The organism is Neorhizobium sp. DAR64872/K0K18 (assembly GCF_050500175.1).
In the GTDB taxonomy this organism is placed as follows: Bacteria; Pseudomonadota; Alphaproteobacteria; order Rhizobiales; family Rhizobiaceae; genus Neorhizobium; species Neorhizobium soli.
This window is the reverse complement of the sequence record NZ_CP191446.1, coordinates 2,820,501-2,837,445: the sequence shown is the minus strand read 5'-3', so window position 1 is coordinate 2,837,445 and position 16,945 is coordinate 2,820,501. Positions and strand designations below refer to the sequence as shown.

The following is a 16,945-nucleotide window of genomic DNA, read 5'->3' as shown; positions in this document are numbered from 1 at the left end:
GGCGTGTCTGCTGGACAAACCGTGGTGGACGCATAAGTAGACGATATCAACTGCAGTTGTTTGCGCCAATTCCCCTGCGCCAAAGCACCCGGAGCCGTCATGACCGATATCCTTGCCATCCCCGTCAAGCTTGCCGACGGCCGGAACACGACGCTTGCCGAATACCGTGGAAAAGTCATGCTGGTGGTCAACGTCGCGTCCAAATGCGGCCTGACCACGCAGTATGAAGGGTTGGAAAAACTCTACGAGCAAAAGCGGGACAGGGGCTTTGTCATCGCAGCCTTTCCGGCCAACGACTTCATGGGGCAGGAGCCCGGCTCGGATACGGAGATCGTCGAATTCTGCCAGCTGACCTATGACGTGAAGTTTCCGATCTTCTCAAAGATTTCCGTCAAGGGCGATGCCAAGCATCCGCTCTACAAGGCGCTGACCGCAGATCCGGTGCCCACCACCGGCGACGGTCCGATGAAGGCGCGCCTGCGCGGCCGCGGCATGGAGGTCAAGGATGGCGAGATCGTCTGGAATTTCGAAAAGTTTCTGATCGGACGCGATGGCCGGATCAAGTCACGCTTCGCGCCTGACGTGACCGCAGACGATAACCGGCTGCTCGAAGCGCTGGACCGGGAACTGTCCGAGCGGTGATCCGCCGGGACCAGGCGTTTGGACTGAACACAAAAAAGGGCGCCTCGCGGGCGCCCTTTGCGTGTCGATGTTTGTAGCAACGTCAATGCAGCGTGCCGGAGGCCTTTTTCTTGGCGCGGGCGCCTTTCGCGAACATGTTGAGGGCCTCGACGCCGGCCGAGAAGGCCATGGCGGCGTAGATATAGCCCTTCGGAACGTGCACGCCGAAACCTTCGACGATCAAGGTGCCGCCGATCATCAGCAGGAAGGCGAGAGCCAGCATGACGATGGTCGGGTTTCTCTCGATGAAGTTGGCGAGCGGGGTTGCTGCCAGAAGCATCACGGTGACAGCGGCGACGACGGCCACGATCATGATCGGCAGATGCGGCGTCATGCCGACTGCGGTGATGATGCTGTCGATCGAGAAAACCAGGTCGAGGATCAGGATCTGCACGATGGCGGCGCTGAAGCTCATCTGCACGACTTCCTTGCCGGCGCCGACCATGTCTTCCTTGTTGTCGACCACATCCACGGAATGGTGGATTTCCTTGGTCGCCTTGTAAACGAGGAACAGACCACCGGCGATCAGGATCATGTCCTTCCAGGAGAAGGGGTGACCGAAGGCTTCAAAGACCGGATTGGTAAGCTGAACGATCCAGGCAACGGTGCCAAGCAGACCAAGACGCATGACCAGCGCCAGGCCGATACCGATCTTGCGTGCCTTTTCCCGATGCTCCGGTGGCAGCTTGTTGGTGAGGATGGAGATGAAGATCAGGTTGTCGATGCCAAGCACCACTTCCATGACCACAAGTGTAACGAGCGCTACCCAGGCCGTCGGGTCTGCTACCAGCGCTGCAATGTCCATCCATCTCTCCTGTTTTCAATCAAAGGGCGCAATTTCCCGCCGCATTTGGGGATCGACCCATTAAAAACAAGAGTAGGTTGAATATGGACCGACCAGAATCAGGCGGAATCAGCCCCATTATCGATCACGGGTTTGTTATGACAACCATAGGCCGCCATGAAAACGCGGACTGCACCTTGGATGGTCCGGTGGATTTCCTCGTCTGACGGGGCGTCTTCCATCGACCCGAACAGACGAACCTTGAAATAGCCGCCGCTGACGAGGTCGATATACTGGCCTGCGGCAAGTTCGATATCGTCGATATTCAGCCTGCCGGCCTCGACGTGGAGGGCGAGAAAGTCGCGCATCACGGTGCGCAGATTTTCGGGTCCGCGGAAAAAGCGCCGACACAGGTCCGGCATACGCTCACGGACGCCAAGCACGGTGCGCATCGCGGTGATGATTTTCTCTTCCGTCATGTGGCTGAGGAACGAGACGCCAAAATCGTAGAGGCTCTTTTCCACATTGCCGTTGGTCGACAGAACGGACCGAACAGTGGCGAGGAAGGCGGCGCGCTCCTGTTCCACCATGGCGACGAACAAATCTTCCTTGTTCTGGAAGTAGACGTAGATCGTTCCCTTCGAAACGCCGGCCTCGCGCGTGATGTCGTTCATGCTTGCGGCTTCGAAACCAAGCTTCATGAAAACCCGCGTCGCGCCTTCCATAATCTGGCTGCGCTTGGCTGGATCCTCGCCCGCAGCAAAACGCCCTGCAGTGCGGGGGGACGTGTCTCGCGGCGCGGATCTCTTTAACGGTTTCGGCATTATAATTCAGCATTCCGGTTTTTTTCGAACCGATTGGTTCGATGTGGTCTTGATATGTGTGATCGAAGGCTTTATGTCAACGCTCCGAACTGATCGGTTCGATCGGTTTTCGCTTTTCAAAGATGGTTACGACAATGACGGCCTCCAAGAATGCCGGCGCGCTGCGCACCGTAAAAAACGAAGATGTGAATGCCGATGACACGGCGCGCGACGACGCGTCGCCGGCTGCCGAGAAACCTGCGGCACCTGTTGCAACGCCATCGCCCGAAGCCAAGGCCGACGCACCCGCAAAGAAGGGCAAGCGTGGCCTTATCCTGCCGATCATCGTGCTGGCGCTGCTCGCCGGTGGCGGCTGGTATGGATATCAGTGGTGGACGACGGGCCGGTTCATGGTGTCGACGGACGATGCCTATATCGAAGGCGATATTGCCACGATTTCCCCAAAGGTCACGGCTTTCGTTTCGAAAGTGAATGTCGCCGCCAACCAGCAGGTCAAGGCCGGCGATGTGCTGGCGACGCTCGACAATGGCGATTACCAGAATGCGCTTGATCAGGCCAATGCCGCCATCGAAACCGGCAAGCTGTCGCTGACCCGCATCGACGCACAGGTCGAAGGTGCGCAGGCAACCCTTGCCCAGGCGCAGGCCTCCAAGGTTGCACTGCAGGCAGCGGTCCGCGGTGCCGAGATCACGCTCAAGCGCCAGACCGAGCTTGCCGCAAAGTCGGTCGGCACGACCGCCGATCTCGACAGCGCCACGATTGCGCTCGATCAGGCCAAGGCCAACCTTGTCGGCGGCGATGCGTCGATCAAGTCGGCAGAAGCCAACATCACCATTCTTGAAGCGCAGCGCAAGGAAGCCGAAGGCCAGGTCCGGACGCTGGAACTGCAGCGCGACAAAGCGGCCCGCGACTTGTCCTTTACCGTTCTGAAGGCGCCCTATGACGGGATTGTCGGCAATCGCTCGGTGCAGGAAGGCGATCTCGTTTCGCCGGGACAGCGGCTGATGGCGCTGGTGCCGACGCGCCAGCTCTATATCGACGCCAATTTCAAGGAAACGCAGATCCAGCATCTGGAGATCGGCTCCAAGGTGGAAGTGCATGTAGATGCCTATAGCGAGGAGCCGATCATCGGCACGGTGGAATCGCTTGCGCCGGCTTCCGGCTCGGTATTCTCGCTGCTGCCGCCGGAAAACGCGACGGGCAACTTTACCAAGATCATCCAGCGCGTTCCGGTCAGGATCGCCCTGCCGCAGGATGCGCTCGACAGCGGTCGTCTCAGGGCGGGTCTGAGCGTTGTCGTCGACGTGGACATCCGCACCGCACCCAAGACGTAACTGGGCTTTGGCCTAACAGCCCCATCGGGGCGGAGGTGGTCCCATGGCTGGGAGCGCAACGACAACTGCAGGATCGATATCGTCTGCTGCGCCGGCATCGGCTGCGCCAAAAGTGGACGAGAAGATGCCGACCGGCCGGCTGATCGCGTTTTTCGCGATGGTCGTCGGCATGTTCATGTCGATCCTCGACATCCAGATCGTGTCTGCCTCGCTGTCTGAAATCCAGGCGGGCCTTTCGGCAGGTTCCGACGAGATCGGCTGGGTGCAGACGTCGTATCTGATCGCCGAAGTCATCATGATCCCGCTTTCTGGCACCTTGGCGCGTATCGTCTCGACGCGCTATCTGTTTGCGTTCTCGGCGGCCGGCTTTACGGCTGCGAGCGCGCTTGCGGCGACGGCATCCAATATCGACCAGATGATCGTCTACCGCGCGATCCAGGGTTTTATCGGCGGCGGCATGATTCCGTCTGTGTTTGCGGCAGCCTTCACCATTTTCCCGCCGTCGAAGCGGGCGTTCGTCTCCCCAATCATCGGGCTGATCGCGACGCTTGCGCCAACCATCGGGCCGACGGTCGGCGGCTATCTCTCGAATGCGTTTTCGTGGCACTGGCTGTTTCTGGTCAACATCATTCCCGGCATCTTCGTGACGATCCTGACTTGGCGGTTCATCGACTTCGACAAGCCGGAACTGTCGCTGTTCAAGAAGTTTGACTGGTGGGGTCTTGCCGCGATGGGCGTGTTCCTCGGCGGTCTTGAGTATGTGCTGGAAGAGGGCAATTCCAACGATTGGTTCAACGACCATATGATCGTCATCGGTGCCATCGCATCGGGGCTTGGCTGCCTGGTCTTCTTCTATCGCGCCTTTACCTCGGAATTTCCCGTCGTGGACCTGACGGCGTTTACGAACCGGAACTTCGCGTTCGGCTCGATCTTCTCCTTCGTGATGGGTATCGGGCTCTACGGGCTCACCTATATCTACCCGGTCTATCTCAGCCGCATCCGCGGTTACGACAGCCAGATGATCGGCGAGACCATGTTCGTCTCGGGTCTTGCCATGTTCGTCACGGCGCCGATCGCAGGCAAGCTGTCGACCAAGATGGACCTGAGAGCGATGATGGTGATCGGTTTCATCAGCTTTGCCTCCGGCACCTATATCATGACCGGCATCACCGCCGATTGGGACTTCTACGAGCTTCTGATCCCGCAGATCCTGCGCGGTTTTGGCCTGATGATGTGCATGGTGCCGATCAATAATATCGCGCTTGGCACTTTGTCTCCGGCCCGCATCCGGGGGGCGTCCGGCCTGTTCAACCTGACCCGCAACCTTGGTGGCGCGGTGGGGCTTGCGATCATCAGCACGCTTTTGTCCAACCGCCAGGACGTGCATTACGAGCGGCTGCGCGAACATCTCGACTGGGGCAACCGGATCGCTTCCGACCAGCTCGACTCGATGGCGTCCAATCTGAACACCTACGGTCTAGATGGCGCGACCGGCGCGATCCGGCAGATGGTGCAGCTGGTGACCAAGCAGGCCGTGGTGATGTCATTCTCGGACGTTTTCCTGATCCTGACCGTGCTGTTTGCGATGATGATCCTCGGCGTTGCCGCCATCGAAAAGCCAGCCCCCCAGGGCGGTGGCGGTGGTAGCGGCCACTGATCGCGGACTTCGCGCTGAAGATTTCTAAGAACCACCGCCTGCAGAGGGGTCGTCGCAAACCGCGGCGGCCCCTTTGCGATTCATCCAGCGCGTTGTTCGAATAAATTTGATTTACGTACCTCAAATTCTCCGTTACGAAGATCGGCGGAGGACCGCATGAAGCCAACCGTACACGATATCGCGCGTAGCGCCGGCGTCAGCCTGGCGACCGTCGACCGTGTGCTGAACGGTCGGCCGGGCGTGCGGCGCATCACCCAGGAGAAGGTCGAGGAGGCGATCGCCGTCCTCGGCTACGTGCGCGACGTGGCGGCGGCGAACCTTGCCAAGGGACGGACTTACGCCTTCACCTTCGTGCTGCCTGAGAACGACAACTCGTTCATGATCGGCCTCCGCGAGGAAGTGGAGCAGGCGGTCGGTCGCTCCGGGGCCGAGCGAACCAGGATTAGTGTTGTCGATGTGCCGCCTTTCGACGGGCAGGCCTTGTCGACCATGCTGGACGGCGTGCTTGCCGACAGGCCTGACGGCGTCGCGTTCGTGGCGGTGGAAAGCAGCGACGTGCAGGCAGCGGTCGCACGATTGCGGGAGGCGGGCATTGCCGTCGTGACGCTGGTGTCGGACCTGCCGGGCTCGCAGCGGCACCATTTTGCCGGTATCGACAACCAGGCGGCGGGGCGCACCGCTGCCAATCTCCTCGGAAGGTTTCTCAGCGGTCGCGACGGGCGGGTGGCGATGGTTGCCGGATCGATGCTGGTGCGCGATCACCGCGAGCGGCTGGAAGGGTTTCTGTCCGTGCTATCGGAGGATTTTCCGCGGCTTGCCATCCTGCCGGTGATCGAAGCGCGCGACGATCCTGCTATTGCCGAGGAATTGGTGACGGGCCTGTTTCGCCGCTATCCGGATGTGATCGGGCTCTACAGCCTCGGCGCTGGCAATCGCGGGATCCTGAAGGCTGTGCGCAGCCTGCCGGAAGCACGCAGACCTGTGATCATCGCGCATGAGCTGACGCGATCGACGCGGGCAGCGCTGGCCGACGGTGTCGTCGATGCGGTGCTGAACCAGGATGCGGGCCATGAAGTGCGCAGCGCCATAAGGGTGCTGAAGGCGAAGGCGGACGGGCTTCCCGTGATCGCCGCGCAGGAGCGCATTCGTATCGACATATTCTTGAAGGATAACCTGCCCTGACGGGCAAATCGCGCTCCGGAACGTGTTAAGCGGCTCGGACACGACGCGTGGCGAAACAAAGATCTGCCGAAACGCGGCAGCAACAGGAGAAGGCAAGCATGTATCTCGGTCTCGATCTGGGCACTTCCGGCGTCAAGGCGATGCTGATCGACGGCGATCAGACGATCATCGGCTCGGGGAACGGGACGCTCGACGTATCGCGCCCGCATTCCGGTTGGTCGGAACAGGAGCCGGCTCACTGGATCCGCGCCTGCGAAGAGGCGATCGACGGGCTGAAGGCGAAGTTTCCTAGGGAGCTTGCCGCAGTCAAAGGCATCGGCCTTTCCGGCCAGATGCATGGCGCGACGCTGCTCGATGCCGAGGACAAGGTGCTGCGGCCCTGCATTCTGTGGAACGATACGCGCTCGTTTAAGGAGGCAGCAGCGCTCGATGCGGATCCGCGTTTCCGGGCCATCACCGGCAATATCGTGTTTCCGGGCTTCACCGCGCCGAAGCTTGCCTGGGTGAAGAACAACGAGCCGGAGATCTTTGCCAAGGTCGCCAAGGTTCTGCTGCCCAAGGACTACCTGCGGCTTTGGCTGACGGGTGAGCACATGTCCGAAATGTCCGACTCGGCCGGCACGTCCTGGCTCGATACGGGCGCGCGCAAGTGGTCATCGGAACTCCTGGCGGCGACCGATCTTACCGAGGATCAGATGCCGGCGCTGGTCGAGGGCACTGAGGAAGCCGGGCGCCTGCGGGGCGAGCTGAAGTCGAAATGGGGAATTGCCGGCGATGTCGTGGTGGCCGGTGGGGCCGGCGACAATGCGGCGTCTGCCTGCGGCATGGGGACGGTCGCCGAGGGGAATGCATTCGTCTCGCTCGGAACATCCGGCGTGCTGTTTGCCGCCAACGCCTCCTATCTGCCGAAGCCGGAAAGTGCCGTACATGCGTTCTGCCACGCGCTGCCGAAGACCTGGCACCAGATGGGCGTCATCCTGTCAGCCACGGATGCCCTGAACTGGCATTCGAAAGTGTCCGGCAAAGCCGCTGCCGATCTGGTGGCCGAGCTTGGCGATGGCCTCAAGGCCCCGACCGGCGTCACCTTCTTGCCCTACCTTTCCGGCGAGCGCACGCCGCATAACGATGCCGTCATCCGCGGCGCCTTTCTCGGGCTCGAACATGAGAGCAGCCGTGCGGTGCTGACCCAGGCGGTGCTCGAAGGCGTGACCTTTGCGATCCGCGACAATCTCGAAGCGCTGAAATCGGCGGGAACCTCGATTTCCCGCGTGACCGCGATCGGCGGCGGTTCGCGCTCGCGCTACTGGCTGTCGTCGATTGCGACCTCGCTTGGCGTTCCCGTGGATATTCCGGCCGACGGCGATTTCGGTGCGGCGTTTGGCGCGGCCCGGCTCGGACTGATCGCGGCAACCGGTGCCGATCCGGTTGCCGTTTGCTCCGCTCCCAAAACGGAAGCGGTGATCGAGCCGGAGGCTGGGCTTCACGATGCCTATGAGGCTGCATACCAGCGCTACCGGGCTGCCTATCCTGCAATTCGCGGCTTGATGAACTAACCGGCAAAGGGGAGGAGACATCTCCTCCCCGCAAGTCGGGCAACTCGAACCACGCTTTACCGGCTATAGTGAGGTACGTACCTCACGGTGGCGCATTTACCAGAACCAAGTTTCTACCAAGGAGGAAACCACCATGAGCACAGGCTTTTTCGGCGATATCACCAAGATCAAGTACGAAGGTCCTGACAGCACCAATCCGCTGGCATTCCGGCACTACAACCCGGATGAAATGGTCGGCGGCAAGCGGATGGAAGAGCATCTGCGGTTTGCCGTTGCCTATTGGCACACGTTCACATGGCCGGGCGGCGATCCCTTCGGCGGCCAGACATTCGAGCGTCCGTGGTTCGACGACAGCATGCAGGCGGCCAAGCTGAAGGCGGATGTAGCGTTCGAATTCTTCGATCTGCTCGGTTCGCCTTACTACTGCTTCCACGACGCGGATGTGCGTCCTGAAGGCGCAAATTTTGCGGAAAACACGAAGAACCTCAACGAGATCGTCGACTATTTCGAGAAGAAGCAGGCCGAGACCGGCGTGAAGCTTCTGTGGGGCACGGCGAACCTGTTTTCGCATCGCCGCTATATGTCCGGCGCTGCCACCAATCCCGATCCCGACGTGTTTGCCTTTTCGGCGGCGACCGTCAAAACCTGCCTCGACGCCACCAAGCGTCTCGGTGGTGCGAACTATGTCCTGTGGGGCGGTCGCGAGGGTTACGAGACGATCCTCAATACCGATTTCACCCGCGAACTCGACCAGATGGGCCGCTTCCTCAACCTCGTCGTCGAATACAAGTACAAGATCGGCTTTGAAGGTACGATCCTGATCGAGCCAAAGCCGCAGGAGCCGACCAAGCATCAGTACGACTACGACGTTTCCACCGTCTATGCCTTCCTGCAGAAGCACGGGCTGGACAAGGAAGTGAAGGTCAATATCGAGCAGGGCCATGCGGTTCTTGCCGGCCATTCCTTCGAGCATGAAATCGCCATGGCGAACACGTTCGGCATTTTCGGCTCGATCGATATGAACCGCAACGACTACCAGTCCGGCTGGGATACGGACCAGTTCCCGAACAACGTGCCGGAAATGGCGCTGGCCTATTATCACGTTCTCGCCGGTGGCGGGTTCAAGAACGGCGGCACCAACTTCGATTCCAAGCTGCGTCGCCAGTCGCTCGATCCGGCAGATCTGCTGATCGGTCATATCGGCGGTATGGATTGCTGCGCCCGTGGCCTGAAGGCAGCGGCGAAGATGATCGATGACGGTGCACTGAAGACGCCGCTCGATGCGCGCTACGAAAAGTGGGACAGCCCGGAGGCGCAAAAGATGCTGCGCGGCGAGTACAAGCTCGACGAAATCGCTGCCCGCGTCGAGAAGGAAGGGATCAATCCCGAGCCGAAGTCCGGACGTCAGGAATATCTCGAAAACGTGATAAACCGCTACGTCTGAGACAAGCAGCCTAGTCCCCTTGTGACAAAGGCGTGAACGGCCCCGGAATGGCGAGAAATCGCGCAACATTTCGGGGCTGGAAACGTTTGATCCCGTGCTTATGTTAAGGCTTGGCGAACGGGATCATCCTGCGACCCTTTCAAACGTGAGTTCTGCCGAGGCCTCGGTCGCGAAAGCGGTCGGCAAAGGCCTCCAACGACACGAAGGAGAATGACATGAAGTGGACTGCACCTAAGTTTGTCGAAGTAAGCTGCGGCATGGAAATCAACCGTTACGCACCTGCAGACGGCAGCGAGCCGGTTCTGTTTTAATCATGACGAGCACGGGACCCATGACCGGTCTCCGGTTTCTGGTGCTCGGCTCTGCAGCCGGCGGCGGATTACCGCAGTGGAACTGCAATTGTTCCAACTGCGCCGCCGCCCGCGATCCGTCTTCGGGGATCCTGCCGCAGACGCAGTCGTCTCTCGCGGTAAGTATTGACGGAGAGACCTGGGCGATCTTCAACGCCTCGCCGGATATTCGCCAGCAAATCCAGCAGACGCCGCATCTTCATCCGAAAGCCCTCCGCCACAGCCCGATCCAAAGCGTCGTCATCACCAATGCCGATGTGGATCATATCGGCGGTCTCCTGACGATCCGCGAGAAGCAGGCGTTTTCGCTGTTTTCGACGGCCGCGATCGGCTCGGTGCTCGATGCGAGCCCTGTCTTCCGGGTGCTCGATCCTGATTTCGTGGCGCGCAAGACGATCCGTCTTGACGAGGATTTTTCACCGCTCGACGGGCTAGAGGCACGCATATTCGCGGTGCCGGGCAAGGTTGCCTTGTTTCTCGAGGATGGCGAGCCTGAGCTTGGTCTCGAAGGCGAGCAGACAATCGGCGTCGAGTTCGTGGCAAACGGCAAGCGCGCCTACTATATTCCGGGCTGTGCGACGCTTCCGGACTGGCTTTGCGAGCGCATAAGCGGCGCCGACCTCGTGTTCTTCGATGGCACCGTGTTTACCGATGATGAGATGATCCGCGTCGGTACCGGCATCAAGACCGGCCAGCGCATGGGGCATATGCCGATCACTGGCGACGACACCGGCGGTGTCGGTAGCCTAGAAGCGCTGTCGAAGCTTGGCATAGGCCGCATGGTTTATGTCCATATCAACAATACGAACCCGATCTGGCGCCAAGGCCCGGAGCGGGACGCGGTCACAGACGCCGGCTTCGAAGTCGGCCATGACGGCATGGAGATCGAACTTGCCTGACGCCCTGAATGTTGCCCTGAACAGAACCGATTTTGAAGCCCGGCTGCGCGCCATCGGTGCTGCGCGCTATCACGACAAGCATCCGTTTCACGGCATGCTGCATGGTGGCGGATGCTCGATGACGCAGGTGCGCGCCTGGGTGATCAACCGGTTCTATTATCAGAGCCGTATTCCGCTGAAGGATGCCGCCTTTATGTCGCGCTGCGAGGATATCTCGATCCGGCGCGCGTGGCGCAAGCGTATCGAGGACCATGACGGCGGGCGGGAAGAGGGCGGCGGTATCCGGCGCTGGCTGAAGCTTGCCGAGGCGGTCGGGCTTGATCCGGATTACGTCGCGTCCAACCGCGGTGTTCTGCCGGGCACGCGGTTTGCCTGCGACGCCTATGTGCGTTTCGTGCGCGACATGCCGATGCTCGATGCGGTTGCCGCGTCGCTGACCGAGCTTTTCGCGCCGACGATCCACAAGAACCGCATCGCCGGACTGCTCGAGCACTACGCTTTCGCGAATGAAGACGCGCTCTCCTATTTCCGCAAGCGGCTGGACGAGGCGCCGGTCGATGTCGCGTTCGGGCTCAACTACGTGCTCGACCATGCCGACACGCTGGAAAAGCAGGATGCGGCTGCCGCTGCGCTGACCTTCAAGACGGATGTGCTTTGGGCGCAGCTCGATGCGTTGCAGAGCGCTTACGTATCGCCGGCACTTCTGCCGCCGGGTGGATGGGACGGCAAGGAGGGCGTGATCGGCGCTCTCGATCAGCCGGCTCTGAGAGAACCGGTCCGGGGAGCGGCGGAATGAGTGAGCCTTCCGCAGTCACCGTGACGGCGCAGACGATCGCGAAACTCGCCCGCGGTGTGCGGCTTCGGGAAGACCCGGTGCGCGGCCAGACGGTGCTGCTTGCGCCGGAACGGGCGCTGGCGCTTGACGAGATCGCTGTGATGATCGTCAACGCGCTCGACGGCGAGCGTGATCTCGATGCGATCGCGCAGGAGTTCTCCGTGAAATTCGAAGCGCCCAAGGAGCAGATCCTGGTCGACGTCATTGCTTTCGTCGACGAGTTTTCCAAGCGGCGCATGCTGGAGTTGAAGTCGTGAACGAGCATGTCAGCATTGCGCGGACAAGTGCCAAGACCACCGACAGAACGAGCGAATGGACCGACCGGGACGGCGTGACGGGTCGTATCCGCATTCCGGCACCGATCGCCATGCTCGCGGAGCTGACGCATCGCTGTCCGCTGGCCTGCCCCTATTGCTCCAATCCGCTGGAGTTGGAAGGCATCAGTACCGAGCTTTCCACGCAGGAATGGATCCGGGTGTTTCAGGAGGCAGCAGCGCTTGGCGTGCTGCATCTCCATCTCTCCGGCGGCGAACCGGCGTCGCGGCGCGATCTGGTGGAGCTGACGGCGGCTGCCGCCAAGGCCGGGCTTTATACCAACCTGATTACGTCGGGCATTGGCCTCAATGAGAAGCGCATCGCCGAGCTGTCCGCAGCAGGCCTCGACCATCTGCAGCTTTCGATCCAGGGCGCGACGCCTGTTCTGGCCGACAAGGTGGGTGGTTACAAAGGCGGTTATGATCGCAAGATCGCGGTGGCCGAGTGGACACATGCGGCCGGCATTCCGCTCACCGTCAACGCCGTTTGCCACAAGCAGAACATGGACGAGCTGGGCGCCATGCTGGATCTTGCCGTGGAACTCGGTGCGCGCCGTATAGAGATCGCCACCGTGCAGTTTCACGGCTGGGCCGAGAAGAACCGCAAGGCGCTGATGCCGACCAAGGAACAGGTGCTGCACGCCAACGCTTTCGTCGAGGAAGCGCGCAAGCGGCTGGAAGGCATCATCGTCATCGATTACGTGCCGGCCGATCACCATTCGACTTTTCCGAAGGCCTGCATGGGCGGCTGGGGACGCACGGGTCTCAATGTGACGCCATCGGGCAAGGTTCTGCCCTGCCATGCAGCCGAAAGCATTCCGTCGCTCAACTTCGAGACCGTGCGCAACATGTCGCTGACCGACATCTGGTATGACAGCCAGGCGTTCAACGCCTACAGGGGCGATAGCTGGATGCCGGATCTCTGCCGGTCCTGCGATCGCAAGGGCGTGGATTTTGGCGGTTGCCGTTGCCAGGCGATGGCGTTGGCCGGCGACGCCGCCACCACCGACCCGGTCTGCATCCTGTCGCCGATGCGCCATCTCCTGGTCGAGCAGGCAGAGATCGACAGCCGCGCCGAGCCGCCTGAATTCGTCTATCGCGGCCGCTAACGCCACTTCCGGTGGTGTCGCGAATGTGAACGAAGCTCATGAGCTGAAACTGCTTTACGTACCTCAAATTCTTCGATAGCCTGAAATTCAGGGAGGAATTTCAGTGCATCACACCACTTGCGAGGAGGCAGGTGTTGTGGGCGTGCCGCGTTGCGGCTGCTTCACGACGCTTCTGATTTTGAGGCCGGTGCATGGTTGATGCGCCCGGGCAAACGGCTGCGCCTCTGCTCGATGCGCGCGGCCTTTCAAAGACGTTCGGCATTGTCGAAGTCCTCAAGGATATCGCGCTCACTGTTCGTGCCGGAGAGGTCCACGCGATCATCGGCGAAAACGGCGCCGGCAAATCCACCTTGATGAAGATCCTTGCCGGCAACCATCAGCCGACAAGCGGCGAACTTGCGATCGACGGGCAGGTCGTCAGCTTTTCGGGGCCGGTCGATGCGGAAAAGCATGGCATCGTGCTGGTGCATCAGGAAATCCTTCTCGCACCGGATCTGACGGTGGCGCAGAACATCTATCTCGGTCGCGAGGTTCGAAAGGGCATCGCGCTTGATGACCGGGCGATGAATGCGGGCGCAGCAGACGCGATCCGCGATCTGGGTGCCGATATCGATCCCGAGACCATCGTCTCAAGACTTTCGATCGCGCAGCGCCAGCTGGTGCAGATCGCGCGGGTCCTGCTGGTGCCGCATCGCATCGTCATCTTCGACGAACCGACGGCTTCGCTGACGCCGCACGAAACCGAAGCGCTGTTGAAGGTCATCACCGATATCCGCGCCAAGGGCGTCGGCGTGCTCTACATCTCGCACCGGCTGCCGGAGGTAAAGGAGATCGCCGACCGCGTGACGGTGCTGCGCGACGGGCGGCTGGTCGCTTCGCACCCGACAAGCGAGCTGGAACCGGCCGACATGGCGCGGCTGATGGTGGGTCGCGACGTGGCAAAGCTCTATCCGGACCGGCAGGCGGCCATCGCGCCCGAAACGGTGCTCGAGGTTCAAGGTTTCGACGTGCCGGGCTATGCGCGCGATGCCGGGTTTACCCTGCACAAGGGTGAGATCCTCGGTTTTGCCGGGCTGATCGGCGCCGGTCGCACGGAGCTCATGGAAGGGCTGGTCGGACTTCGACCGGCCAAGGGCAAGGTGACGCTGCGGGGGCGGCCGGTTCAGTTTACCGACGTGCATTCGAGCCTCAAGGCGGGCGTCGCCTATCTTTCCGAAGACCGCAAGGGCAAGGGCCTGCTTCTCACCAAGGACCTCACCGTCAATCTGACGCTCGCCTCGCTTGGCAAGTTCATCCGCGGCCTGCAGATCGATCGCAAGCGGGAAGCACAGGCGCTCGACAAGGCGATCGAGGATTTCGACATCCGGACCGGCACGAAGACGATCCTTGCGGGCCAGCTTTCCGGCGGCAACCAGCAGAAGCTGCTGCTTGCCAAGATGATGCTGCTCGATCCGCAGGTCGTCATCATCGACGAGCCGACGCGCGGCATCGATATCGGCAACAAGGAACAGATCTACAAATTCATCGCCTCTCTGGCTGCGGAAGGGCGCTCGATCATCGTCGTCTCTTCCGAAATGCCGGAGCTGATCGGCATCTGCGACCGCATTCTGGTGATGCGCGGCGGCCGCATCGTCGGCGAAGTTCAGGGAGACCACATGACGGAAAACGAGATCGTCCAGCTTGCAACCGGGGTCAATGTCGGCCGTGATGCGGGGGAGGCGGCATGAGTGCGGTCGTAACTGAGACGAAGGCGCCGAAGACTTCGCGCGACTGGGACATGGCGGCCATCGCGCCGTTTGTGGCGCTGGCCCTGCTTCTGGTGCTCGGCTATTTCGCCAACCCGAATTTCGTGTCGCTTGCCAACCTCACCAATGTCATCACCCGCAGCGCCTTTATCGCGGTGATCGCGCTTGGGGCGACCTATGTGATTTCGGCCGGGGGACTGGATCTCTCGGTCGGAGCGATGGTCGCCTTTGTCGCGAGCCTGATGATCCTGTTCATGAATTCCGGCGTGATTGCCGATCCGATGCTGATGCTGATGGCCGGCATGGCGGTGGCGCTGGTTCTGGGGGCTGCCTGCGGGCTGGCGAACGGGCTTATCACCACGCTCGGGCGGATCGAGCCGTTTATCGCGACGCTCGGCACGATGGGCATCTATCGCGGCCTGACGACCTGGCTTTCCCAGGGCGGCGCGATCACGCTCAAGGACCGGCAGCTGCAGCAGCTTTACCGGCCGGTCTATTTCGGCGACGTGTTCGGCGTGCCGATCCCGATCATCGTGATCTTCGTGACGGCGGCACTCGCGGCCTTCGTACTCTACCGCACCCGGTATGGCCGTCATGTGATCGCCGTCGGATCGAACGAGGAAGTGGCGCGCTATTCGGGCATCTCCGTGAACAAGGTGCGCACCATCGCCTATGTAGTGCAGGGCCTCTGCGTTGCCGTTGCAGTCATGATCTACGTGCCGCGTCTGGGATCGACGTCCGCGACGACAGGCATCCTGTGGGAGCTGCAGGCGATCACCGCGGTCGTCGTCGGCGGGACGGCACTTCGGGGCGGGGTGGGTCGCATCTGGGGCACGATCTGCGGCGCTTTCATTCTGGAAATCGTCGGCAACATCATGATCCTGTCGAACTTCGTGTCGGAATATCTGATCGGGGCGATCCAGGGCGCGATCATTATCATTGCCATGCTGGTTCAGAGGTCGCTGATGCGAAAGTAAGAGGTTACGGGATCCCCTCCGGCCTGCCGGCCATCCCTCCACAAGGGGGGAGAAGACTTGCCGCAATCGCCTGCCTCGATCGAGTGTTGGCGATAGCTGCCGGGTTAAGCCCGCCCCCTTGTGGGCAGGGCGGGGAGGGGTTTCGGGTCGCTGAGACCAATGGTTTGGCCGGGCCTCTGGGGCGGGTTCGGTTTCGGGAGGATGACCCCTTAAACTCTGGGAGAGAGAACATGCATAGAAGAACATTCGGTCTCGGCGTTGCAGGACTTGCAGCGTCGGTTGCGGCGGCACCAAGTCTCGCGCTTGCACAGGAAGCGAAGAAGGTGACGATCGGCGTGTCCATTCCGGCGGCCGACCACGGCTGGACGGCCGGCGTGGTGTTTCATGCCGAACGCGTCGCGAAACTGCTGATGGCGGAGCACAAGGGGCTCAATGTCATCGTGAAGACCTCGGCGGATCCGGCGAGCCAGGCAAACGCGGTGCAGGATCTGGCGGTGCAGGGCATCGATGCGCTCGTCATCCTGCCGAGCGATCCGGATCAGCTCGTCACCGCGATCCAGCAGGTGAAGGACGACGGCAAGTTCGTGGCGCTGGTTGACCGTGCACCATCGGTCAACGACAACACGATCCGCAATCTCTACGTGGCCGGCAACAACCCGGCGCTTGGCGAAGTGGCTGGAAAGTACATCGCCGAGAAGACGCCGGAAGCGCAGGTCGTCGTGATCCGCGGCCTGCCGATTCCGATCGACCAGCAGCGCCAGGACGGTTTCGACAAGGGGATTGCCGGTTCCAAGGTGAAGGTGCTGGAGCGCCAGTATGGCAACTGGAGCCGCGACGACGCCTTCAAGGTGATGCAGGACTTCCTGACCAAGCATCAGAAGATCGATGTGGTCTGGTGCCAGGACGACGACATGGCCGTTGGCGTGCTGGAGGCGATCGAGCAGGCGAAGCGCACCGACATTCAGTATGTCGTTGGTGGTGCCGGCTCCAAGGACATGATCAAGCGCGTCATGGACGGCGACAAGATGATGCCGGTCGACGTGCTCTATCCGCCGGCGATGGTGGCAACGGCCATGCAGCTGACGGCTGCCAACTTCTACGATCAGGTCCCGGTCAGCGGCAACTATATCCTCGACGCCACGCTGGTGACGAAGGAGAATGCGCAGAACTTCTACTTCGCCGACTCGCCGTTCTGAGATCGACAAGGCGAGAGGGGGCGTTTGTCGCAAGACGCCCTCTTTCCTCGCGTCATCCCTG

16 protein-coding genes are annotated in these 16,945 nt (G+C 61.2%); 14 read left to right on the top strand and 2 right to left on the bottom strand.

The window, feature by feature from the left end:
• The first annotated feature begins 99 nt into the window (after nucleotides 1–99).
• Entirely contained in the window at nucleotides 100–642 is a 543-nt protein-coding gene (locus ACQY1P_RS19410; RefSeq protein WP_430254975.1) for a glutathione peroxidase, read from the top strand.
• A gap of 82 nt (nucleotides 643–724) precedes the next feature.
• On the opposite strand, the gene ACQY1P_RS19405 is transcribed toward ACQY1P_RS19410, so the two are convergent.
• Entirely contained in the window at nucleotides 725–1,486 is a 762-nt protein-coding gene (locus ACQY1P_RS19405; RefSeq protein ID WP_062461215.1) for a TerC family protein, read from the bottom strand.
• A 98-nt stretch (nucleotides 1,487–1,584) separates the two neighbouring features.
• Nucleotides 1,585–2,289, bottom strand: coding sequence for a TetR/AcrR family transcriptional regulator (locus ACQY1P_RS19400; RefSeq protein WP_062461212.1), 705 nt, complete (start codon nucleotides 2,287–2,289; stop codon nucleotides 1,585–1,587).
• 134 nt (nucleotides 2,290–2,423) lie between these two features.
• On the opposite strand from ACQY1P_RS19400, the gene ACQY1P_RS19395 reads away from it, so the two are divergent.
• From ACQY1P_RS19395 to ACQY1P_RS19335, 13 genes are all read left to right on the top strand, one after another.
• The gene (locus ACQY1P_RS19395; protein ID WP_174196079.1) at nucleotides 2,424–3,623 is read left to right on the top strand and encodes an HlyD family secretion protein; all 1,200 of its coding nucleotides are present in this window, start codon (nucleotides 2,424–2,426) and stop codon (nucleotides 3,621–3,623) included.
• A gap of 43 nt (nucleotides 3,624–3,666) precedes the next feature.
• On the top strand, nucleotides 3,667–5,280 hold the full coding sequence (locus ACQY1P_RS19390; RefSeq protein ID WP_430254972.1) for a DHA2 family efflux MFS transporter permease subunit: 1,614 nt from the start codon (nucleotides 3,667–3,669) through the stop codon (nucleotides 5,278–5,280).
• A gap of 156 nt (nucleotides 5,281–5,436) precedes the next feature.
• Nucleotides 5,437–6,462: a LacI family DNA-binding transcriptional regulator gene (locus ACQY1P_RS19385; protein ID WP_430254970.1), complete on the top strand. Its 1,026-nt coding sequence runs from the start codon at nucleotides 5,437–5,439 to the stop codon at nucleotides 6,460–6,462.
• A 98-nt stretch (nucleotides 6,463–6,560) separates the two neighbouring features.
• Nucleotides 6,561–8,015, top strand: a complete 1,455-nt coding sequence (gene xylB / locus ACQY1P_RS19380; protein ID WP_430256743.1) for a xylulokinase — start codon at nucleotides 6,561–6,563, stop codon at nucleotides 8,013–8,015.
• 133 nt (nucleotides 8,016–8,148) lie between these two features.
• Nucleotides 8,149–9,459, top strand: a complete 1,311-nt coding sequence (gene xylA, locus ACQY1P_RS19375) for a xylose isomerase (RefSeq protein ID WP_184654438.1) — start codon at nucleotides 8,149–8,151, stop codon at nucleotides 9,457–9,459.
• A 215-nt stretch (nucleotides 9,460–9,674) separates the two neighbouring features.
• Nucleotides 9,675–9,770 (top strand): pyrroloquinoline quinone precursor peptide PqqA, encoded by a 96-nt coding sequence (gene pqqA, locus ACQY1P_RS19370; RefSeq protein WP_062461193.1) that lies wholly within the window; start codon nucleotides 9,675–9,677, stop codon nucleotides 9,768–9,770.
• A gap of 20 nt (nucleotides 9,771–9,790) precedes the next feature.
• Complete coding sequence (gene pqqB, locus ACQY1P_RS19365) at nucleotides 9,791–10,708, top strand: pyrroloquinoline quinone biosynthesis protein PqqB (protein ID WP_430254967.1); 918 nt, start codon at nucleotides 9,791–9,793, stop codon at nucleotides 10,706–10,708.
• 4 nt (nucleotides 10,709–10,712) lie between these two features.
• Nucleotides 10,713–11,504 carry a pyrroloquinoline-quinone synthase PqqC gene (gene pqqC / locus ACQY1P_RS19360; RefSeq protein ID WP_430256742.1) on the top strand — a complete coding sequence of 264 codons (792 nt, stop codon included), beginning with the start codon at nucleotides 10,713–10,715 and terminating at the stop codon, nucleotides 11,502–11,504.
• Nucleotides 11,501–11,800: a pyrroloquinoline quinone biosynthesis peptide chaperone PqqD gene (gene pqqD / locus ACQY1P_RS19355; protein WP_113111905.1), complete on the top strand. Its 300-nt coding sequence runs from the start codon at nucleotides 11,501–11,503 to the stop codon at nucleotides 11,798–11,800. Before pqqC ends, pqqD begins: the two co-directional genes overlap by 4 nt.
• Nucleotides 11,801–11,874: 74 nt before the next feature.
• On the top strand, nucleotides 11,875–12,966 hold the full coding sequence (pqqE, locus tag ACQY1P_RS19350; protein ID WP_430256740.1) for a pyrroloquinoline quinone biosynthesis protein PqqE: 1,092 nt from the start codon (nucleotides 11,875–11,877) through the stop codon (nucleotides 12,964–12,966).
• Nucleotides 12,967–13,157: 191 nt separating this feature from the next.
• Nucleotides 13,158–14,693, top strand: coding sequence for a sugar ABC transporter ATP-binding protein (locus ACQY1P_RS19345; RefSeq protein ID WP_430254964.1), 1,536 nt, complete (start codon nucleotides 13,158–13,160; stop codon nucleotides 14,691–14,693).
• The gene (locus ACQY1P_RS19340; RefSeq protein ID WP_062461179.1) at nucleotides 14,690–15,688 is read left to right on the top strand and encodes an ABC transporter permease; all 999 of its coding nucleotides are present in this window, start codon (nucleotides 14,690–14,692) and stop codon (nucleotides 15,686–15,688) included. The genes ACQY1P_RS19345 and ACQY1P_RS19340 overlap by 4 nt, the downstream gene beginning before the upstream one ends.
• Nucleotides 15,689–15,918: 230 nt before the next feature.
• Nucleotides 15,919–16,884 carry a substrate-binding domain-containing protein gene (locus tag ACQY1P_RS19335; protein ID WP_430254962.1) on the top strand — a complete coding sequence of 322 codons (966 nt, stop codon included), beginning with the start codon at nucleotides 15,919–15,921 and terminating at the stop codon, nucleotides 16,882–16,884.
• Nucleotides 16,885–16,945: the final 61 nt, after the last annotated feature.